Raw genomic sequence first — 21,770 nt, forward strand, 5'->3', positions numbered from 1 at the left:
GTTGGGGGAGTTCGTCCACCAATTCGTAGCCATTGCGCAGCGCCGGCGCGCCCGTCATGATGCATGATCTTCGGCATGAACGGACGGCCATGCACATCTATCTCGTTCGACACGGCGAATCTCTTGGCAACATCAGCGAGAGCGCCTACCGGCAGTTCGGCGATCATAATGTTCCGCTGACGGAATGGGGTTATCGGCAGGCGCTGGCAGCGGGGCGCAGGATCGCTGACTCTCTGGCTGCGCTGCCCGTTGCTGCGCGGAAGGCAACCATCTGGCATTCGCCATATCTTCGGACGCGCCAGACGAAGGACGCAATCATCGAGGCCTCGCCTGCTAGCGCCATCGGCGGTGTGCATGAGGACTACCTGCTGCGGGAACAGGATTTCGGCTTGTTCACCGAGATTTATGACCGGGCCGAGCAGCGACGCAAGTTTCCAGAAGAATTTGAGAAATGGGCGCGGCTGCGCAACAACAGCGGCAAATTCTACGCCCGTCCGCCGGATGGCGAGAGCCGGGCGGACGTTGCCCAGCGGGTGCGGCTGTTTCTGCAAACTGTTATGCATGACATCGGAAGCGGCAACGACACCGTGATCATCGTCGGCCACGGTGTCACCAATCGTGCCTTCGAGATGAATTTTCTGCATCACAGCGTCGAATGGTTCGAGCGCTCCGATAATCCGGGCAATGCCGATGTGACACTGATCGAAGGCAGTCATGCGGAAGGCTATCGCTCCACGCTTCTGCACAAGGCCGACGACCGCGATCCATCCGCGGCGACGGAAATGCGCGGCGCCTATGGTTCGGAGCTGACGATTGCGCCGAAGACCCGCATTTGATCTCCGTAAGCCGCGAGATTTGACCTTCCCGAAGAGAATAAGCGTCCATCCGACGCGGACTATTTCAATGCGGCATCACCGCGTTTACACGACAAGTATCGGCTTGTTGTATCCTTGGCAGCGCGCTAACGTATACAAAATCAAACGAGCCTCTGAAATCACATGTCCTCCAATTCCGATCGGGTAGATACAGCCCATCGCACCCTTCGTCAGGCCATCATCGAGCAGGCGCTGAAAGCAGGCACCAAGCTTCCTGAAGACGAGATCGGCCGGCATTTTTCGATGAGCCGCACGCTGGTGCGCACTGTGCTGGCCAAGCTGCAAGCCCAGGGACTGGTCGACACCTACCATAAGCGCACTGCCACTGTGGCCCAGCCGAGCCTCGATGAGGCCCGCGACGCCTTCGCCGTCCGACGCGCGCTCGAGCGGGAGGTGATGAAGGCGGTTATAAAGCGCTGGAACCCTGCAATCGAAAAGCTGCTGCGAGAGCATGTGCAGGAAGAGGAAGCCGCTCACGCCAGAGGAGATGTGCGGCTTTCGACCCGTCTTGCGGGCGAATTCCATCTGAAGCTTGCCGAGTTGTCAGGGAATGCCCTGCTCGAGCGCTACCTCTCCGAACTCGTCTCCCGCTGCTCGCTGATCCTTGCCATGTACAGCCGGCCGCATTCCAGCGAATGCGCTATCAGTGAACATTCCGGTCTCATCGGCGCATTGAAGAAGGGCGACCTGCCCGCAGCGGAACAGCTGATGGACGAACATCTGTCGTCCGTCGAAAGCCGCGCCTTGATCGAAGACGATCTTGCTGTGGAAGCTGACATCGGTTCGATTCTCTCGCGATTTTCCAACCGCGCAGCCGGCTGAGCTGCCGATTTTTCAATCACGTATACAATATTATGATCATTATGTAGACGCGATCTGGTTACCTATCTTCCAGATCAGTAGCTGCACTTTGCAGTGAGCATGGCCTCGTCGTCATTTTCTCGCAACGAATTCCTATGCTTAGTCTTTTATGAATTCGATGTCGCCGCTTGCGATACGTCTTGGCATCCATATTGCATACTTGATTTTCAAGATCATGTAGCCTGGATTTTGCTCATGCCGCATACTGCGTTATCTTCATCGGAATACCGTCTGGAGCTACGAGGCATTGGTAAAACCTATCCGGGCGTCATTGCCAATGATGGGATCGATCTCCGCGTCAATCCTGGTGAGATCCACGCGATCGTTGGCGAGAATGGTGCCGGCAAGTCGACGCTTATGAAGATCATCTATGGGATGGTCCATGCCGACTCCGGCGACATGCTGTGGGATGGGCGGGAGGTGAGCATCACCTCACCTGCGGACGCGCAGAGACTCGGCATCGGGATGGTGTTCCAGCATTTTGCGCTCTTCGATACGCTGACGGTCGCAGAAAACATCGCTCTCGCTCTGCCGGGCAAACAGAATATCGAAATACTGTCCGGCAGGATTGCCGATGTCGCGACCCACTACGGCCTCCCGGTCGAGCCTGGCAGGCATATCAACACCATGTCCGTCGGCGAGCGACAGCGCGTCGAGATCATCCGCGCGCTGCTGCAGAATCCACGCCTGCTGATCCTCGACGAACCCACCTCCGTCCTGACGCCGCAAGCGGTCGAGAAGCTCTTCATAACGCTCCGGCAGATCGCGGAAGAGGGCTGCAGCATCCTCTACATCAGCCACAAGCTGAATGAGATCAGGGATCTCTGCCATAAAGCGACGATCCTGCGGGGCGGCCGCGTCACCGGTGTGTGCGATCCATCGCTGGAAAGCCCGGCCTCGATGGCCCGCCTTATGATCGGCACGGACCTTGCCGATTATCGCCAGCGCACGCGGAGCGTTGCCGGTGCCGTCAGGCTTGCCGTAAACGGTCTTGATCTGCCGACTGCCGATCCATTCGGCACGATACTATCCAGTATTACGCTATCGGTGCGGGGTGGAGAGATCCTTGGGATTGCGGGGGTCTCCGGTAATGGCCAACAGGAATTGCTGGCCGCACTCTCCGGCGAAACCCGTCTTGCAAGAAGGGGCGCCATTATCATCGACGGCGCTCCGGCGGGACATCTCGATCCGGCCGGACGGCGCAAACTCGGCCTTTGCTCGGTCCCCGAGGATCGGCTGCGGCAGGGATCTGTTCCCTCATTGCCGCTGTCGGAGAATGTGCTGCTCACCGCCAATAGCGGCGGCGCCGTCGAGGCCGGCCTTATCCGTTTCGACCGCATCCTCGACTTTGCCGAACGCTGCATCAGAGCCTTTGACGTCCGCTGCCCTGGACCGGCAGCGCCTGCCGGCAGTCTGTCGGGCGGCAACCTGCAGAAATTCATCATCGGACGCGAAATCCTCCAGGAGCCAGGCGTGCTCATCGTCTCGCAGCCGACCTGGGGCGTCGATGTCGGTGCGGCGCTCGTCATCCGCCAGGCGTTGCTCGATTTGCGTGAGCGTGGCGCCGCAATCGTCGTCATCTCGGAAGAGCTGGATGAGCTCTTCGACATTGCCGATCACATCGCCGTCATCGCCGGCGGCCGACTGACAGAGGCAACGGCGATCGCAGACGCCAATCGCAACGATATAGGCCTCGCCATGTCCGGCAGCAGGATGGAAAAGGAGATGGCCGATGCGCTTTGAGCGACGCCCTAAGCCCTCCACGCTGATGATTTTCCTCTCGCCGGTGATCTCGCTTGTTCTGACCGCAAGTGTCGCGATGGTCATCTTTGCCTCGGCCGGCCTCGAACCGCTTGGCGCGCTCGTCACCTTTCTGACGGCGCCGCTCGCTGATCTCTATGGTGTCGGCGAATTGCTGATCAAAGCGGCCCCCCTGGTGCTGATCGGCATCGGTCTTGCGATCGGTTTCCGTGCCGGCATCTGGAATGTCGGCGCCGAGGGACAGCTGACCGCAGGCGTCATCTTCGGCGGCTATGTTGCCCTGCATTTCGGCCCGGATGGTGGCCTCTCAGTGCTGCCGGCGATGGTCATTTCCGGAGCAATCGGCGGCATGATCTGGGCGGCCATCCCCGCGTTTCTGCGTGTTCGCTTCAATGCGTCCGAGATCCTCACCAGCCTCATGTTGAACTATGTCGCCGGGCTCTGGCTGACCTGGCTGATCTTCGGCCCCTGGCGCGACCCGGCCGGTTTCAATTTCCCACAGTCCGAGCCGTTGGCGCCGGCTGCCCTCTTTCCGATTCTCGTTGAATGCACGCGCATGAATGCCAGCATCATCTTCGCGCTGATCGCCGTTGTCATGGGATGGATCCTCATGAAGCGCAGCTTCATCGGGTTCCAACTGAAGGTCACAGGCCTGTCTGCGGGGGCAGCGCGTTACGCCGGCTTCAGCGTGACGCGCGCGGTCTGGATCGGCATGCTGGTCAGCGGCGCAGTTGCCGGCATGGCGGGTGTCGGCGAGATTGCCGGGCCTTTGGCGCAGATCTTTCCCAATGCCTCACCCGGCTACGGCTATGCGGCGATCATCGTCGCCTATCTCGGCCGATTGAACCCGCTCGGCATCCTCTTGTCAGGACTGTTGATGGCGCTGCTCTATCTCGCTGGCGATCTCGCCCAGATGTCGCTCGGCATGCCCTCCTCCATCACCGGCCTGTTGCAGAGCACACTGCTCTTCTTCCTGCTGACGGCCGATGTCCTCGTCCACCACCGTATCCGCTTCAAGACATCCGGCAGAAAGGGCGTCACGGTATGATGAGCCAGATTCTTCCCATTCTGATTGCCACACTGATCGCCGGTACGCCGCTCGTCTATGCAGCCCTTGGAGAGCTGGTCACCGAGCGCTCCGGTGTGCTCAACATGGGCGTCGAGGGCATGATGGTGGTCGGCGCGGTCATCGCCTTCATCACTATGCAGACGACGGGTGAGCTCTGGCTCGCCGTGATGACAGCGATGCTTGCCGCCATGGTTTTGGCGTTGATGTTCTCGGTGCTGGTCGTCAGCTTTCGCGCCCATCAGGTAGCGGTCGGCCTGGCGATGACCATTTTCGGAACCAGCTTCGGCTCTTTCATCGGCAAGAGCTATGTCGGCATGGCGATTGTCATGGAGCCGTCGACGCTTTCTGCGCTCGCATCCAAAATCCCACTACTTGGCATCGTCCTCGGACAGTTGCACCCGCTGGTCTGGCTTTCCTGGGCACTGTTTGCCGGCGTCTGGTTCTTTCTCTATCGCACCCGGTCCGGCCTCATCGTCCGGGCAGTGGGCGAGGCGCCCTCCTCGGCCCATGCCATCGGCTATCCGGTAGTGCTGATCCGTTATCTCTGCACACTGTTCGGTGGCGCGATGGCCGGGGTCGCAGGCGCCTATATCTCGATTGTCTATACGTCGCTCTGGACAGAGGGGCTGATTGCCGGACGCGGCTGGATTGCAGTCGCGCTGGTGGTCTTCGCCACATGGCGTCCAGGCCGATGCTTTCTCGGCGCCTATCTTTTCGGCGGCGCGACGATCGCGCAGCTCTTTGCCCAGAGCGCCGGCATCGGCCTGCCCTCGGAACTGATGTCCGCCCTGCCTTACCTCGTCACGATCCTCGTGCTGGTGCTGATCTCACGCAACGCGACGCTGATGCGTCTCAACGTCCCCGCTTCCCTTGGACAGCCCTTCGTCGCCGGAGGCTGAACCTCGATGCCGCATACAAACACAACAAGAGAGGAACTGAAGATGAAATTCCAATCCAGACGCGATTTCCTGAAGACGGCAGCAGCCGGATCTCTGATCGCAGCAACCGGTGTCCGCCCGCTTCTCGCCGCCGATGAAGTGCTGAAAGTCGGTGTCATTCACATGGGTCCGATTTCCGACACCGGCTGGGAATATTTCCAGGCCAATGCCTGGCGCGCCCTGGAAAGTGCCTTCCCGGGCAAGGTAAAGGTCACCGCCCTCGAGAATATCGCCCAGATCCAGGACTGCGAGCGGCTGTTCCGCCAGTTGTCGGCCCAGGGCCATAAGCTGATCTTCGGTACCACCTTCTCGCAATATGCCTCGCTGAAGAAGCTCGCGCCGACGATGCCGAACTCGCATTTCGAATGCTGCGCCGGCATTGCTGCCGGCACCAATCTTGGCGTCTTCGAAGCCCGCGAATATGAAGGCGCCTATGTGACCGGCATTGCCGCCGGCCGTATGACGAAGTCCAATGTACTCGGCTGGGTCGGCGCTTTCCCCGTGCCGCAGGTCATTTACAGCATCAATGCCTTCCTTCTCGGGGCACGCAGCGTCAATCCCGATGTCGTCGTCAAGGTCGTCTGGGCCAATGCCTGGGTCGATCCGGCCAAGGAAAAGGATGCTGTCGCCGCCCTCGTGGCTCAAGGCGCCGACGTTCTCTCGGGTAGTCCCAACACGCCGGTTCAGGGCCTTGCCGCCGAGGAGAAGGGCGTCTGGTCAATTGGCAATACCGGCGATTTCTCTCGCTACGTGAAGAAGAAACAGCTTGTCTCCTACGAACTCGACTGGAGCTCGGCCCATATCAGTGCTGCCAAGGCTGTCATGGAGGGCAACTGGAAGCCGGAAAGTAGCTGGCTTGGGCTTGGCGAAGGCGGCTACGTCAAGATGACGACGAGCAGCCCGGAACTGCCTGAAACCGTCGCCAAGGAAATGAAGGTGGCCGAGGATGCCATCGTTGCCGGCAAGCTGAAAGTCTTTGCGGGTGAGATCAAAGACCAGAGCGGCAAGGTGAAGGTCGCCTCCGGTCAGGAACTCTCCGAGAATGACATCAAGGGCATGACATGGCTGATCGACGGCGTGCAGGGTACGCTGCCGCAGAACTGATCATCCATTGCCAAAAAGTGGCCGGCCACCGCACAAACGGGGGCCGGACCAGAATTGACGGGAAAGGAAACACAAGTGAGCGCAACACAAACAGTCTTCACCAACGCAAAGCTTGCCGACGGTACGCTGAAAGATATCGTGGTGCAGGACGGCCGGATCACGGCGATAGGAGAGACGGGCTCCAGCCAGGGCGTGAAAGATGTCGTCGATATCGGTGGAGCCCTTGTCGTGCCAAGCTTCGTCGAGGGTCATATCCATCTCGATACCAGCTTCTACGGCGACAGGTGGATCCCGCATAAACCATGCATCAACGGTTTCGACGTGCATGAACGCGTCGCTTTTCAGGCTGAGAACATGGCTGCCGCAGCGCCCATGGATGAGCGCGCCCGCAATCAGCTCGACCTCTGCATTTCGAACGGGGCATTGCAGATGCGCAGCCACGTGATGGTCGATGGATCGGTCGGCCTGAAGTCGCTCGAAACCATCCTGAGGGTGCGTGAGGAATATGCCGGCATCATCGACATCCAGCTCGTTGCCTTCCCGCAAAGCGGTATCCTGAAGAGCCCGGGCACGCCGGAACTGATGGACGAGGCAATCGCGATGGGTGCCGATCTTGTCGGCGGTCTCGATCCGCTGTCCTTCGACCGCGACATCAAGCGCCATCTCGACGTCGTCTTCGGCATCGCGGAAAGGCGCGGCGTCGATGTCGATATCCATCTTCATGATGCAGGCACGCTCGGGGCCATGACGATCGAGGAGATTTGCGCTCGCACGACCGCACTTGGCATGCAGGGCCATGTCGCCGTCAGCCATGCCTATGGTCTCGGCGATCTCGCACCGGAGGCAGCAAAGAAGATTGCCGCCCTGATCGCTCGGAGCGGCGTCTCGATCATGACCAACGCGCCGGGCAATCACAATTTCCCGCCGGTCGCGCTGTTGCGTGCCGCCGGCGTCAATGTTTTCAGCGGCAGCGACAATATCCGCGATTCCTGGTGGCCCTTCGGGGACGGCGACATGCTGCGCCGGGCAGAGATCATCGCCTACCGGTCCGGTTTTTATACCGATACGGAACTCAGCGCTGCTTTCGATGTCGTGACGGCAGGCGGTGCCAAAGCGTTGCGACTGGAAGGCTACGGCGTTGCTGCCGGCGCAAAGGCCGATTTCGTCACGCTCGCGGCGGAACACGTGCCGGAGGCCGTTGTCGCCATTCCGAAGCCGCGTCGCGTCTTCAAGGAAGGCCGCCTGGTGGCCGAAAACGGCGCGGTGATCCGCTGATGTCGTCTCCCGGCAAGCAAGGTGCGGAGCCCGGCACATCGCCCGGCGCCATGATCGTGACGCCGCACTGGCTTGCAAGCGAAGCCGGGGCCAAAGTCCTGCGGCGCGGCGGCAATGCCATCGAGGCGCTGGTCGCCGCCGGCGCTGCGCTTGCGGTCACCTACCCGCATTTCTGCGGGCTTGGCGGTGATGCGGTCTGGTTGGTGGCCGATGAGGCGGGCAAGGCGCAGACATTCCTCGGCATAGGTCAGGCAGCAAGCATTATTCCGGATGGAGATATCCCGCTGCGGGGCGCCGGCTCCACGTTGACGACGGCCTGCCTCGTCGACAGCTGGCAGACGGTGCTTGCCTATTCCGCTGTCGAATGGTTGGGCTCGGAGAGCTTGTCGGGCCTTTTGGACGATGCGATCGCCCTTGCGGAAGACGGATTCGAGGTCAGCCGATCACAGGCGTTCTGGTATGATTTCCGCCGTGGCGAGTTGGACAACTGGCCGGGATTCGCGGGTCTTTTCCAAGAGTCAGGCATTCAGCGTCAGCCGTCGCTTGGCAAGACCCTTCAGGCGATCGCCCGCCACGGCAGCCGCGAATTCTATGAGGGTGCGCTCGCTCGGCGGATTGCAACGGGGCTCGCCGAAGCCGGCTCACCGCTTTCAGCAGCCGATCTCGCCGCAACACGAACGGAGATGGCGGCTCCGATCAAGCAGAACTATCGCGATATCATCCTGCTTGCTCCGCCTCCGCCAACCCAGGGCATAACCACGCTCGGGATCATGGGCGTACTCGACCATCTGCCGATGGCGGATTTTCCGCCGGGTAGCGCCAGCTTCTATCATAGGCTTGTCGAGGCGGTGAAGCAGGCCTTTCTCGACCGGCTTAGCATCGCCGATCCCCGATATTCGGACGATGTTTCGTCAAAGTTGCTTGAGCCGACGCGCCTCGCGACCAAGGCAGCGGTAATCGATCCCGGCCGCGCGCTGCCCTGGCCAGAGCCCTATCGACACGGTGACACGGCCCTGCTCGCCGCTGTCGACGACAGGGGACGCTGTGCTTCGCTGTTACAGAGCCTCTATTTCGATTGGGGAAGTGGCGTTGTCGTCGGCGATACCGGTATCCTTTGGCAAAACAGAGGTGCAGCCTTCAGCGTTGACCGTGCCAGCCCCAATGTCATCCGTCCCGGCAAGCGTCCCTTCTACACGCTCAACCCCGGCCTGGCGCTCAGGGACGGCCGTCCTCACCTCGTCTATGGGACGCAGGGGGCAGATGGACAGCCGCAGACCTTGTCGCTGCTCCTCAGCCTGCTGATCGACCACGGCCTCGATCCATCCGAGGCGCTCTCCCGCCCACGCTTCCTGCTCGGCCGCACCTTCTCCGACAGTCGGGACAGCCTGAAGATCGAGGAGAATGCCGGCCCCGAAACGGTCGCCGCACTTGCCGCCATGGGCCATGAGATTTCGACGATCAACAGTTTCAGCCCGCTGGGCGGCCAAGCCGGCATAATCCGCATCACGCAAGACGGGACAATCGACGGTGCTCACGACCCACGCAGCGACGGGGGAGCAATTTCGCTGTGACGTCTGTCTCATTGTTTGATCTCATTATCCGCAATGTCCGCATCGAGGAAAATGGTGCTCTCGTCGACATCGCCGTGCGCAAGGGCCGGATCGCTGACATCGGATCCGGCATGCGTTGCGAGGCGATCGAAAGCGTCGATGGCGAGGGCGCCTTCGCCTTCGGCGGATTTGTCGATACGCATATCCATCTGGACAAGGCCTGTATTCTCGACCGCTGCACGATTTGCGAAGGTACCCTTGCCGAGGCCGTGCGGGAGACGGCCAGGGCCAAGGCGAGCTTCAAGCAAGACGATGTCTATGCCCGCGCGGCCGGCGTCGTCGAGAAGGCAATTTCGCACGGCACCACGCGCATGCGCACCTTCGTCGAGATCGACACTCGCGCCGGCCTCCGTTCCTTCGACGCAATCAAACGTATCCGTGAAGACTACGCCTTCGCGCTCGATATCGAGATCTGCGCTTTTGCCCAGGACGGGCTGACGAACGAGCCCGAGACATCAGACATGCTCGACCACGCGCTCACCAACGGCGCAGATCTGGTCGGCGGTTGTCCCTATACGGATCCGGATCCCAACAGGCATATCGAGATGGTCTTTGCACTGGCGCTCAAGCATCACGTGCCAATCGACTTCCATCTCGATTTCAGCCTCGATCCCGAGCGGACCGATTTGCCGGCGGTGATCGACGCCACACTCCGTCACGGCTGGCAAGGTCGCGTTGCGATCGGCCACGTCACCAACCTCTCGGCCATGTCACAGGCGGAGATCGTCTCCATTGCAGATAGGCTGGCTGAGGCCGGCATTGCGCTTTCCGTCCTGCCGTCCACCGATCTGTTTCTGAACGGGCGCGGTCACGACCGGCTGGTTCCGCGCGGAGTCGCGCCCGCTCACCTGCTGGCAAGCCGCGGCGTCGTGACCTCCATTGCGACCAACAACGTGCTCAATCCCTTCACTCCTTATGGTGACGCTTCGTTGATCCGCATGGCCAATCTCTATGCCAACGTCGCCCAGCTCTCGCGAGACGAGGATATGGCGCTGGTCTTCAACATGGTGACAGAGGCGGCGGCACGTCAATTCGGCAGCGTCAGACGATTAGAGGCAGGCGCCGAAGCCACGATCGTACTGCTCGACAGCCCCGGCCCACATACCGCAGTGCGCGAGATCGCCCGCGTCGTTGCCGGTTGGAAGAGTGGACGCAAGAGCTTCGACAACGGCAGACCTCGGCTTCATAAACCGGGCTGAAGGCGCGCCCGCTCGAAACGTCAGAGCAAGAATCAGCCGCACAGCCGCTGTTCGAGGCTGGCGATCTCCGCCTCGCCAAGGCCGATCCGCGCGAAATAGGTGCCGGCACCGCCGTAATGCCCGGCAAGGTATCCGAGTGTCCGGGCCATGCTCTGCGGCGCCGAGGCGAGGATCAGGTCCGCTAGATCTGACGGCACGCCGCGTGCGATGGCCCGGGCCCGGAACTCCGCGAGCACGGGAGCAAATATCGAGCCCGTAAGCGCATAATCTTCGATGATCGTCGCTTCATCGACACCGGCATGGGCCAACATCAAAGCGGCAATGATGCCGGTGCGGTCCTTGCCGGCCGTACAATGAAAGAGGACGATCCCATCAGGTGCCCGTGCGATCGTCATCAGCACCTTGGCGATCGCCAACTGGCAATTGTCGAGCGCGTGACAGTAGCGGTCGCCCATGTCGAAATCGATCGATTGCGCCGCCATCATTTCGACCGGCGCCAGCGCCGAGAACAGCGAAACATTTTCGTAGCGAACGCGCGCATCGTTCATGAACGGATTGGCCTCTCTTTCGAGTTCCTGAGGATTGCGCAAGTCGATGACCGTCGTAACTCCGTGGGCGATCAGCGCCTCGATGTCGGCGTCGCTCAGCATATGCAGAGCGTCGCCGCGCAGGAGCGAGCGCCAGCGCGTCTGTCTCCCATCGCCGACCGGATAGCCGCCAAGGTCGCGCACGTTACGAGCGCCATCGAGCACAATCAGTCTCTCATAATTTTCCATTGTCAGCGGATTCCGGATTTCATAAAGGATTCAATAACGTGGCGCTGGAGAATAAGATATAGGATCAGGATCGGCAGGCTGGCGAGTGCTGCTGCAGCCATCAATGGTCCCCAGAGATTGCCCTCCTGGGTCATGAACATCTGCAAACCGATCTGCACGACCGAGTTCTCGGGCTTACGCGATAGCAGCAGCGGCCAGAAATATTCGTTCCAAGCGGAAATGAAGGCGATGATCGACAGCGAGGCGATGGGCGCGCCCATATTCGGCGTGACGATCTGCCAGAGGATGCGGAAGCTCCGCGCCCCATCCATGCGAGCCGCCTCCAGCACCTCGATCGGGAAAGCCCGCATGGCGTGATAGAGAAGCAGGATCGCAAAGGCGTGGGACGCATTGGGCACGACAAGACCCGTCAATGTGTCGAGTAGTCCAAGCCTTGAAGCGAGCACATAGTTCGGAATCATCGTGACCTGGAACGGCACCAGCCATGAAAGTGCAATCAGGCCATGAACGACTGACGAAAACCGCATGCGCCAGCGCACCAATGCATAAGCAGCAAACATGCCGGTCACAACCTGCAGAAACGCGGTCGCGACAGAAACGACCGTCGTGTTGAACAGCATCTGCAGCATCGGCACGCGTGTCAGAACGAAGATGTAGTTCTCCAAGGTCGGATGCGATGGCCAGAGCACGGTCGAGAAAATCTCGTTATCGGGCCGCAGCGAGGTCACGATCATCCAGTAGACCGGAAAGATCGAAACGAGGGAAAGCAGCACCATGACTGCGTGCACGACGAACTTGCGTGCGAACCCGCGTGATGTCACGGGTCGGCTAGGCCGGTGATCGTCGAGGGCATCAGTTGTCATAGAAGGCGAACCTCTTCGTCAGCCACATGCAGAGCGCTGCGAGCACTGCAAATCCGGCAAAGGCGATCATGCCGGCAGCCGAACTCCAGCCTGCCGAAAGCGTCTGGAAACCGTATTCCCAGAGAAGGTAGAAAATATTGGTCGTGGATTTCAGCGGCCCGCCATTCGTCAGCACGTTGATATAGGCAAAGCTCCATTGCGCACCGAACAGCACCGTCATCATCGACAACAGCAGGATGGTCGGCGAGAGCAGCGGTAGCCTTATGTCGCAGATGATGCGCCAGCGGCTGGCCCCATCGATGCGCGCGGCCTCGATATAGGATGGATTGATACCGGCATTGGCTGCGGAAAAGAGCAGGGTTGAAAAACCGATCAGCTTCCAGCCGGTGATCCAGGTGAGCGTCGGCAGCGCGTAGGCGGGATCGGTCAGGAAGCCGATGCGGCCGAGCCCCAAACCCTCGAGAGTCAAGGTTATAAGCCCCTGATCTTCGTTCAACAGCCAGCGCCACAGGATGGCGGCGACGACAGGAGCGATGATCATTGGCACGAAAATCATCGCCCGGTAGATCGTCCGGGCGCGGCCGCCGAGATCCTGCGTCCAGATCGCCACGAAAAGTGGAATGATCACCGACATCGGAAACAGGCCGATCGTATAGTAGAGCGTGTTCCAGAGAGCGTTGCGCATTTCCGGCAGCGCCAGCAACCGCTGGTAATTGGTCAGCCCGACAAAGCGCTGCGGTGAAGTCGGCAGTATATTCCACTGGTAGAAAGACAGGCGGAACGCCTCGGCAAGCGGTATGTATGTCCAGACCATCAGCAGGACGACCGCAGGTGCCAGATAAAGCAAAGGCGAAATGCTGAAGCGCTCGCGGCTGATATCCGATCGCGTGGAAGCCGTCTTCGCTGCGGCGGGGCCGGCAACCTCTGCCTGGATATCTGTCATTGCGAAAGCTCCGATCGATTTCGATGAGGGGTAGCCCTCGCGGCCGCCCCTCACCTTCCTCGTGAAAACCAGGGCGGCTTACGGCATCAGATCCTGGCCCTGTTCCTGCGCGGCCTTCAAGGCTTCCACCGGATCACCGCTGCCGAAGACGGCCTCGCGAACGCTGTCCATCATCATCTTTTCGACCTGGCGGTAATTTGGGCCGGGAAAGGCAATGTTTGCGGTCAAGTGGTCGAGCTGCTTGAGATTGGCCCGGAACATCGGGTTTTCCTTGACCCAGGGGCCGAGGTAGTTCGGATCGTCGACGATATCGAGGCGCAGCGGCAGGTAGCCGATCTTGCTGGTGATGATCGTGTAGGCTTCCTTGCTCGTCAGGTACTTGAGGAGCTCGTAGGAGGCGCGCTGCTTTTCGGGATCCCTGCTGAAGACGAAGAGCGCGCTGCCGGAATTGGTCGGCGCCGTCGGCTTGTCGCCAAAGGAGGGCATCGGTGCCAGACGCAGGTCGAACTTGCCCGCAGCCGACTTCTTGACGCTGGAAAGCAATGCGCTCGTATAGAGGAACATGCCCATATTGCCGGCAGCAAACGTGTCGGATGCACTGGCCGGATCGATCTTGGCATGCGCGCCGCTGTCGACCATGTTGCGCAACATCTTCACGGCATCCGCCGCGTCCTTGTCGGCAAAGGTCAGCTTGTTGCCATCGCGCACCTTGCCGCCGTTCGACATGACGATCGACTGATAGACGAAGGTGCCGTCGGTCGGACCATAGGCACCCGGAAAGAAGCCGTTCTTGCCGGTCTTTTCCTTGATGGCCTTGCCGTCAGCATTGACTTCGTCCCAGGTCCTGGGCGGCTTGTCCGGATCGAGGCCAGCCTGCTTGAAGAGGTCGGCATTGTAGAAAAGGATTGGCGTCGAAAACGTATAGGCAAGGCCATAGGTCTTACCATCGACCTTGCCCAGCTCTAGTCCCTGCGGGATCATGCCGGCGAACTGATCCTTCAGCTCGGTCGCATCGACCATGTCTTCTAGGGCATTGGCGCCGAGATCGCTGGCAATATAGATCAGGTCGCGGAATACCAATTGCGCCACGTCCGGCTGCTTACCGGCGACGATGTCGGCCTGCACGCGCGACATGATCTCGTTGGATGGTACGGCGACGGTCTCGATCTTGATGTTCGGAAATTTCTTTTCGAAACCGGCAATCAGTTCCTTGGTCGCTTCGGCACCGGCGCTCGCCGAGGCGAGATTGTAGTTGTAGAAGCTGATCGTCACCGGCTTGTCGACAGATGCGGGCATTTGAGCAAATGCGCCCGATGGCAAGAGCGAAACGGCGGCGATCGCTGCGGTGAATTTCAACGTGGTCCTGCGCAACATGGATGCCTCCTGACGTTTATTCGGCGGCGACGGGAACGGCCCGCGCCATCAGCATTTCGAGCGGATAGGTGTTGAGTTCGGCGCGGTCGGACGGCAGTGGCACGAAGGCCATTGTGAGCCCGGACGGACGGATCGTGCCAATGCCGAAGGAGGCGCCCCGCACCATGCGCAAAATATCCGTGCGCAGAATGTCGGTCGCCGCATGCTGGCCGGTGCCGACGACCACGGGGATGCCGTGCCAGACCGAAACACGGTCGTGATGGATGTGACCGCTGAGGATACCGATGATGTTGCGGCCCATGAGCAGCGTGCGGAAGCGCTCAGACTGCGGAAAATGAATGGTACGCCAGTGAGTTGCGTCAGGTTCTTCACCCAGAGCCGGCGGATGATGAACGACGATCAGCTTCGGCAGGTCGGGATGCGTGTCCAGCGTCGAGGCCAGCCAGTCGAACTGCTCCGGATCGATCGTGCCGCCGATCAGCCCCGGCGTGGAGGAATCGATCGTGACGATGTGAATGCCGTCGACGACGACATCGTGATCGTAAGGGGCGTCCGGATCTTCAGTTGCAATGCCCATGCCCTCGTAGAAGCCGGCGCGCGTATCGTGATTGCCGAGCGCATAGATAACCGGCACGTCGACCCGCGCATCCATGATCTCCTTCAACCGGCGGAAACTGTCCGCATCGCCGCGGTTGGTGAGGTCGCCGCTGGCGACCACGAATTGCGGCCTGGGCGTCACCGTTGCGACCAGATCGAGCACTTGACTGAGCGTCTCAGTCGTATCGCTATAAAGATGATCGTCATCGGCGGTGCCGATGTGCAGGTCGGTCAGATGAATGAAAGTAGTTTCGCGGCGCATCGGATGGCTCCCTGACAGTTCTCGCAAGAACCGATAGAAGGAGCGTGTTTCGCAGGCGTGACGGATTTCGAATGCTGTTCGAAAGCCGCCCGGACCTGATCCGCCGACGTCAGGAGACCCTTCGGAACATCGGCGCAATCACCTCTACCATTCGCGCGATGACGACGTCCGGATTGTCGAGGTCCATCTGATGATTGGTCAGAACCTCGGTGCGCTGTCGGCTGCGGGTGACCTGCGAACGGATGCCCAGTGCGCAGTTCATCCGCCAGCCGATATCCACTTCGTCGAGCCAGGGCGCGATCCGCTTCAATTGCGGAATGAAGGCCCGGTGATGTTCGACATCCTCGATGATGCGACGGTAGAAAGGCGCGCCTTCACGGTGGCTGTGCGCCATCGAGGTGAAGTGAGACAGCACGGGATAGCTCGAAGTCGGATCGGTTGCCCAGCGGATCGAAGGGCCGACAAGGGCTGCTATCACCTCGTCGATATCAGGCGGATTTGGCGCCCGCCGGTCGATAGCTTTCTGCAGCAGGCTCAGGCGCTCGGCGTTCAGTCGGCGATAGACACGTTCCGCAACCGCGGTGATCAATTCTTCCTGGGATCCGAAATGATAGGCGATCGCCGAAGGCGTCGCCTGCGCCCGGATCGCGATCCGGCGCGCCGTCAGCTCTTCGAGGGCATGTGCCTCGCAAAGCAGCAGCTCGCAGGCATCCATCAGGCGTTTTGCAGTGACGTTCGTTCGATTGGACATGAGGCGCGCACCTCCAGCCAATGACCTAGACTGCAAGTATGTAGCCCGGATGACGCAAAATGATGAAAGTCGAATAGCCTGCGTTACCGGATAGCGTCTGGTACGGCCTCAATATGAGGCCAGCAGGTTCTGCCCGAAATCCGGTTCGACGCCGAGGATCGGTGCGACGCGACTGATGATGTCATGCACCATCGGGGCTGCCGTATTCGTCGCGAAGGTAAGCCCGTGCTGGCCGGTCAATGGTTCGTCGATGAAGGACAGCACGACATATTTCGGGGCATCGATCGGGAAGGCCGCCAGATAGGCGTTGAAACTCAGCGTATGCGAATAATGGCCGTTCACGACCTTGTTTGCCGTGCCTGTCTTGCCGCCGACATGGAAGCCGGGCACGTCGGCGGTGCGCCCCGAGCCCTGTTCGCCGTTGAGCTTGAAGAGATAGCGGATCGTGTCGCTGGTACTTTTCTTGACGATCTGCTGCTCGGTTTTCGCGGCTTCCTCGGCGGAGCGCGGCAGGAAAGTCGGCTCTATGAGCTCGCCGCCATCCACGAGCGCGGCACCGGCAACAGCTGTCTGCAGCGGCGTGGTCGCGACACCATGGCCGAAGGAGATCGTGATCGAGTTGATCTTCTTCCAGACCTTCGGCTGCGTCGGCGTCTTCACTTCCGGCAACTCCGTCTGCATCTTGCTCAGGAGGCCGAAGCGGGTCAGATAATCCTTCTGCCGATCCATGCCGACCAGATCCATCATCCTCGCCGTGCCGATATTGGAGGAATAGCGGAAGATTTCCGGAATGGTGAGCCAGCGGCGCGGCACGTCATGGTCATCGTGAATGGTGAAGCCGCCGTAGTGCAGCGGCCCCGTGGCGTCGAAGCTGTCGGAGAGTTTCACCGTGCCGCTGTCGAGCGCCAATGCCATCGAGAAGGTCTTGAAAGTCGAGCCCATTTCGAAAGTGCCGTTCGACATGCGGTTCAGCCAGCCTTCGCTGCCAGTCGCCTGCGGGTCATTCGGATCGAAATCGGGGGCGGACGCCATGGCGAGCACCTCACCGGTATGGACATCGAGGATGACGGCGCCGGCCGCCTTGCCCTTGTAGGTGGTGATTGCGTCGGTGACGACATCATGAACGACATTCTGCGCGCGAATATCAATCGACAGCTTCACCGGCTCCAGGTTTTCGCGCACTGCAAGCCCCGTCGATTCCAGATCGGAAAGACCCTGCATGTCGAGATATTTCTCCATGCCGGCCATGCCTTTGTTGTCAATATCGACATAGCCGAGAATGTGAGCCGCCGTTCGCCCGCCAGGATAGAAGCGCTTCACTTCCGGGCGGAAACCGATCGCGGGAAGGCCGAGAGCCAGAACCTCGTTTTGCTGCTTCGGCGTCAGCTGGCGACGCAGCCAGGTGAATTGTGAACGTTTGTCCGACAGCTTTTGATAGAGTGTCTTTCGGTCGAGCTCCGGGAAGAGTTGCGTGAGCTTCTCAACCGCTTCGTCGACATCGACCATATGGCTCGGCTCGGCAAACATCGACACGGTGCGGATATCCGTCGCCAGAAGCTCGCCGTTGCGGTCGAGAATATCAGGTCTGGAGGCCATGATCGGATTTGGCGGAATGCTCGATGTGGTCGTGTCGACGGCAACGCCATAATAGATCAGCTTGCCAAACATTCCGACGTAGACGATGCCGAGAACGGTCGCGAGAGTGACGATACGGCTTCGCGCCTGACGTGCCGTTCCGGCCGTCTTTCGGGCGGCCCGAGTAAAGGGAGCAGATTCGAATGTGAGCTTTACCAACCGACCACTTCTCACGCTGATATTATGAATGATCGACATTGACACACACCAAGAACAGAACGCACCAGCGCATAACCCGCCCGTCGGCATCGACTCTCGAGTGTATGTGCGGATTTAAAGCCCTACGCGGCGGAACAGATTCACACGGCTCTGGTAGAACGTTTAAACTTCCCTCCATCTGAAGCCTGGATGGTTAACAAGGCCTTATCCGGCTGCGTGCATTTTGTCGCAGCGCTGCGCTGCCCCGCACCAAAAGACGCTGCGGGATTTAAAACGATTTTAAAATAGCGACTTCAAAAGCTAATCGATTTTAATTTTACAGTTAAAATTTTCTTGTTGCAGCGCAAAAGAAATCAGGCCTAACTTCTCTTCCGAAGGTCAATTTGCTCCCAGGAGGAACGCATATGACTGTGACATTTCCGCTGACTGAAAAGCGCAACGCCGATGAGCTGCTCAAACACCTGATCCAGCACAACCTCTCCTATCCGGGAAATTGTGCCGTTTCGGTCAAGACTCACGTCGCCCTGGTTACTTCCTCCCATACGTTCGCACTCAGCACCGCCCGAACGGCTTGGTAATTATCGACAACCGGACTTCCGTTAAATTCAGGCGTCGATCAGCCTTTGGGCGTCGACCACCGAGATGTCGATGTTCTGCACGCTGTATGTGCGGAAGCGATCCGTGTCTTTCCGACCGTTACCCGCCCTTGGTCCTGTTATGCAGATGGCTATAGGGACACCTCTATCGAGTAACGATTGGAACGATTTATAGCCTGAACACAAGCAACTCAGCCTCAAGCAACAGGGGATGAGAAGAGTTTTGTGTTGTCGCAAATGAAAAATCTGTTTTACTGGCACCGCGCTTCTTGGCTTTGAGGGGGATACGGCCGATGGTGTGGACACGCAGGGATATCTTGCTTGGCGGATTGACATTACTTGGCACCGCCGCCGTACAGAAGCCGGCCTTTGCCCAGGCGGCTTCCTATTTTGCTGGAACTGCCGTCGATAATGGCGTGACGTTCCGAGCGACCAACTTCGCCAAGATCGACAAGCAATGGCATCGCCAGGTTGTCAGATATTTCAGTAGCGAGCCGATCGGCACGGTCGTTGTCGATACGCGCCACCATTTTCTCTACTTGATCATGGAGAACAAGACAGCCATCCGCTACGGCGTCGGCGTCGGCCGAGAGGGCTTCAAATGGTTTGGCCGCGCTACTATCGACAGCAAATCGCTCTGGCCACGCTGGACACCGCCACCTGAGATGCGCAAGCGCCATCCTGAATTGCCCGAATTCGTAGCCGGGGGCTCGCCGAAGAACCCGCTCGGCCCCCGGGCCATGTACCTGCATCGTGACGGTGTCGATACCGGCTATCGCTTCCACGGCACGCTTGAGCCCTGGAGCATCGGCAAGGATGCCTCTAGCGGCTGCATCCGCATGTTCAACGAAGACGCCATCGATCTTTACCAGCGTTGTCCGATCGGCACCGCCGTGCAGGTCCTCCCGCATATTGCCGACCAGGCGCCACCCGCCGAAGTCAGCCAGGCAACTCCGGCCGAATGAGGAAATTACCTTGATGTCTGGATATACGAAGCGTCTCGCCGCCGCGGCCTTGCTTTTGGCACTCGCAGCCTGCAGCACCACAGATATCGCCTCCGTGGAAGAACCTCCGGCGGCGCCGTTGACCGGTCAGACTAACGATCCTGCGCCCGGTTTTGAGAACGTCAAAGCCGGCAGCGAAGAGGATTTCATCCTCAATGTCGGGCGGCGGGTCTACTTCACGCAAGATTCCGCCAAGCTCGATACCGTCGCCATGACTACGCTCGACAACCAGGCTGCCTGGCTGAGCCGGAATCCCAGCTGGCAGATCAAGCTGCAGGGATTTGCCGACGATTCCGGTTCGGAGGCGAAAATGAAGACCTTGTCGCAGCAGCGCGCCGATGCCGTCATGACCTATCTCGTTTCCAAGGGCGTCGACGCCGGACGCATGTGGGCCAAGGGTTACGGCGCAGATCGCGAGGTCCGCGACTGCACGGAACGTTCCTGCAAGGTGCAGAACCGGCGCGTCGTCGCCAACCTGCGTACCGAGCGCGACGCGACCTGATTGCAATTCGTTCAGGACACCCGCGAGGAAGTCACGCCTCCAACCAATTTTCGCGAGCCGGCAACTTATGTCCCGGCTCGATTTGGGTTGAAGCAACCTACCCTATCTCATCAATAGTGATGAAGCTAAACATCCGGCCTTCATCTTCCTCAAGCCTTCCCCAGGCTGCAAACTGGTGCTGCGGCCTCGGACCTGGTGTCCGGCGTGCGCGCAGCGTCTAAGGCATTGAACCTGTATCCGCTTAAGGATGCTTTGCAGGCTGGACATGTATATGAAGCTCTCGTACCGCGTTCCTCGCATGTTCTTTCGTGCGACGTTTGCCGTTAGCGCACTCGTCCTCCTCACCGGCGTGGCGTCGTCCGCTCTCGCCGACAGCGCGCCCTTTGCTCCGCAAACAAAAATCCGCCTGACGGTCGTCCAATGGATGCCATCCAAAGGCGCGTTTGAGCGATGGGATGCGATCGGCGGCGAATATACAATTTCGAATGAGGGCGCAGTCTCCCTGCCTTTTCTGGGTTCGCTGTCCGTCGGAAATCTCGACAACGCCGGACTGACAAGGGAAATCGCCAAGCGCCTGCAGGATAAAATGGGTTTGGCCCAGACACCTGCAGTCACGATCGACGTTCTCGACTATCCGTCCGTTTACGTCGTGGGAGACGTAACGACCCCGGGGGAATACAAGTTCCGGTCTGGTCTCAGCGTCCTGCAATCCCTGGCCATGAGCGGCGGCCCGCTGCGGCCGGCGGCACGGCAAAGATCGCAGACGATCACGCTTGCCGGCGACCTGCGGGAAATCGATCATTCACTGCTGCGCAGCTCCGCAAAGCTCGCGCGGCTGCAAGCGGAGATGGCTGGAGCAAAGGAGATAACCTTCGATCAGCCGCCGGTCACCGACCAGCAATATGCCGCCAGTATCCATGACGAAGAGCGGGTCATATTTCAGGCTCGCGCAAGTGCACTGGAAAGGCAGTCGACGGCACTCGTCGAATTGCGCGATCTCCTGAAGGCGGAAATCGATACGCTGGAGGAAAAGCTGAAGGGTTCGGATGACAATATCCAGTCAGTCGAGGAACAGCTGACCAGCGTCAAGACGCTGGTCGAGAAAGGCCTCACCATCACCGCCCGCCAGATGGACCTGGAACGGTTGCTCACCACCTACCGGTCAGACAAGCTGGATCTTGTCACAGCGATTATGCGGGGGCGTCAGGCGATCAACGAGACGACGCGCAATCTCGAGGGTCTTTCCGACACGCGCCGGAGTGAAGTCGCTTCCGAAGTACAGTTGGAGAAGGCCAATCTCGATCAGCTGAAACTCAAGCGCGACACGACGCAGCAACTGCTCCTCGAAGAACTCGCCAGCAGCGGCAACATGAATGAGCGCGGCGAAGAACTTCCGCTGACCTTCACCGTGAGCCGTCGCGACAACGGACAGGTCGAAGAATTCCAGGCATCCGAAACGACCGAACTGGCACCGGGTGACGTGGTCAAGGTAACCCAGGCACGTATGGCAGAAGCGGCATCCGAAGACGCCGCTGGCCTGCCTGTCCAGACAGAGGCGCATATCAGCCAGGTAAGCCGGTGATGCGCGAGAAGCATGTGCCGCAGCCAAGCTGTCT

The 21,770-nt window shown here is 59.8% G+C and carries 20 protein-coding genes; 13 read left to right on the forward strand and 7 right to left on the reverse strand.

The window, feature by feature from the left end; all coding sequences use genetic code 11:
• The first annotated feature begins 89 nt into the window (after window positions 1-89).
• From LVY75_04165 to LVY75_04205, 9 genes are all read left to right on the forward strand, one after another.
• Window positions 90-836 (forward strand): histidine phosphatase family protein, encoded by a 747-nt coding sequence (locus LVY75_04165; protein XAZ21320.1) that lies wholly within the window; start codon window positions 90-92, stop codon window positions 834-836.
• Window positions 837-998: 162 nt separating this feature from the next.
• Complete coding sequence (locus tag LVY75_04170; GenBank protein XAZ21157.1) at window positions 999-1,697, forward strand: GntR family transcriptional regulator; 699 nt, start codon at window positions 999-1,001, stop codon at window positions 1,695-1,697.
• A gap of 234 nt (window positions 1,698-1,931) precedes the next feature.
• Window positions 1,932-3,479, forward strand: coding sequence for an ABC transporter ATP-binding protein (locus tag LVY75_04175; protein XAZ21158.1), 1,548 nt, complete (start codon window positions 1,932-1,934; stop codon window positions 3,477-3,479).
• Window positions 3,469-4,545 (forward strand): ABC transporter permease, encoded by a 1,077-nt coding sequence (locus tag LVY75_04180; GenBank protein XAZ21159.1) that lies wholly within the window; start codon window positions 3,469-3,471, stop codon window positions 4,543-4,545. Before LVY75_04175 ends, LVY75_04180 begins: the two co-directional genes overlap by 11 nt.
• Entirely contained in the window at window positions 4,545-5,465 is a 921-nt protein-coding gene (locus LVY75_04185; protein XAZ21321.1) for an ABC transporter permease, read from the forward strand. Before LVY75_04180 ends, LVY75_04185 begins: the two co-directional genes overlap by 1 nt.
• 42 nt (window positions 5,466-5,507) lie before the next feature.
• Window positions 5,508-6,608 carry a BMP family ABC transporter substrate-binding protein gene (locus tag LVY75_04190; protein ID XAZ21160.1) on the forward strand — a complete coding sequence of 367 codons (1,101 nt, stop codon included), beginning with the start codon at window positions 5,508-5,510 and terminating at the stop codon, window positions 6,606-6,608.
• A 75-nt stretch (window positions 6,609-6,683) separates the two neighbouring features.
• A complete protein-coding gene (locus LVY75_04195; GenBank protein XAZ21161.1) occupies window positions 6,684-7,883 on the forward strand; it encodes an amidohydrolase family protein in 1,200 nt (399 codons plus the stop codon).
• Window positions 7,883-9,454, forward strand: coding sequence for a gamma-glutamyltransferase (locus LVY75_04200; protein XAZ21162.1), 1,572 nt, complete (start codon window positions 7,883-7,885; stop codon window positions 9,452-9,454). Before LVY75_04195 ends, LVY75_04200 begins: the two co-directional genes overlap by 1 nt.
• Window positions 9,451-10,692 (forward strand): amidohydrolase family protein, encoded by a 1,242-nt coding sequence (locus LVY75_04205; GenBank protein ID XAZ21163.1) that lies wholly within the window; start codon window positions 9,451-9,453, stop codon window positions 10,690-10,692. Before LVY75_04200 ends, LVY75_04205 begins: the two co-directional genes overlap by 4 nt.
• A 32-nt stretch (window positions 10,693-10,724) precedes the next feature.
• Here the strand turns inward: LVY75_04205 and LVY75_04210 are convergent, their stop codons facing one another.
• The 7 genes from LVY75_04210 to LVY75_04240 form a co-directional block, all read right to left on the reverse strand.
• Window positions 10,725-11,468, reverse strand: a complete 744-nt coding sequence (locus tag LVY75_04210; GenBank protein XAZ21164.1) for a tyrosine-protein phosphatase — start codon at window positions 11,466-11,468, stop codon at window positions 10,725-10,727.
• Between the two features lie 2 nt (window positions 11,469-11,470).
• Entirely contained in the window at window positions 11,471-12,331 is an 861-nt protein-coding gene (locus LVY75_04215; GenBank protein ID XAZ21165.1) for a carbohydrate ABC transporter permease, read from the reverse strand.
• Window positions 12,321-13,274: a sugar ABC transporter permease gene (locus LVY75_04220; protein ID XAZ21166.1), complete on the reverse strand. Its 954-nt coding sequence runs from the start codon at window positions 13,272-13,274 to the stop codon at window positions 12,321-12,323. Before LVY75_04220 ends, LVY75_04215 begins: the two co-directional genes overlap by 11 nt.
• A gap of 78 nt (window positions 13,275-13,352) precedes the next feature.
• Complete coding sequence (locus LVY75_04225) at window positions 13,353-14,648, reverse strand: ABC transporter substrate-binding protein (protein XAZ21167.1); 1,296 nt, start codon at window positions 14,646-14,648, stop codon at window positions 13,353-13,355.
• 16 nt (window positions 14,649-14,664) lie between these two features.
• Window positions 14,665-15,507, reverse strand: a complete 843-nt coding sequence (locus LVY75_04230) for a metallophosphoesterase (GenBank protein ID XAZ21168.1) — start codon at window positions 15,505-15,507, stop codon at window positions 14,665-14,667.
• Between the two features lie 109 nt (window positions 15,508-15,616).
• Window positions 15,617-16,258 (reverse strand): TetR family transcriptional regulator, encoded by a 642-nt coding sequence (locus LVY75_04235; protein XAZ21169.1) that lies wholly within the window; start codon window positions 16,256-16,258, stop codon window positions 15,617-15,619.
• Between the two features lie 108 nt (window positions 16,259-16,366).
• Window positions 16,367-18,091: a penicillin-binding protein 2 gene (locus LVY75_04240; protein ID XAZ21170.1), complete on the reverse strand. Its 1,725-nt coding sequence runs from the start codon at window positions 18,089-18,091 to the stop codon at window positions 16,367-16,369.
• A gap of 365 nt (window positions 18,092-18,456) precedes the next feature.
• On the opposite strand from LVY75_04240, the gene LVY75_04245 reads away from it, so the two are divergent.
• The 4 genes from LVY75_04245 to LVY75_04260 all read left to right on the forward strand — a co-directional run bounded on the left by LVY75_04245 (window position 18,457) and on the right by LVY75_04260 (window position 21,736).
• Window positions 18,457-18,630, forward strand: a complete 174-nt coding sequence (locus tag LVY75_04245; protein XAZ21171.1) for a hypothetical protein — start codon at window positions 18,457-18,459, stop codon at window positions 18,628-18,630.
• 311 nt (window positions 18,631-18,941) lie between these two features.
• Window positions 18,942-19,613 carry a L,D-transpeptidase gene (locus tag LVY75_04250; GenBank protein ID XAZ21172.1) on the forward strand — a complete coding sequence of 224 codons (672 nt, stop codon included), beginning with the start codon at window positions 18,942-18,944 and terminating at the stop codon, window positions 19,611-19,613.
• Between the two features lie 4 nt (window positions 19,614-19,617).
• Window positions 19,618-20,154 (forward strand): OmpA family protein, encoded by a 537-nt coding sequence (locus LVY75_04255; GenBank protein XAZ21322.1) that lies wholly within the window; start codon window positions 19,618-19,620, stop codon window positions 20,152-20,154.
• Between the two features lie 271 nt (window positions 20,155-20,425).
• The gene (locus LVY75_04260) at window positions 20,426-21,736 is read left to right on the forward strand and encodes a polysaccharide biosynthesis/export family protein (GenBank protein ID XAZ21323.1); all 1,311 of its coding nucleotides are present in this window, start codon (window positions 20,426-20,428) and stop codon (window positions 21,734-21,736) included.
• Window positions 21,737-21,770: the final 34 nt, after the last annotated feature.

The sequence above is a fragment of the Sinorhizobium sp. B11 genome (genome assembly GCA_039725955.1).
Classification (GTDB): Bacteria; Pseudomonadota; Alphaproteobacteria; order Rhizobiales; family Rhizobiaceae; genus Rhizobium.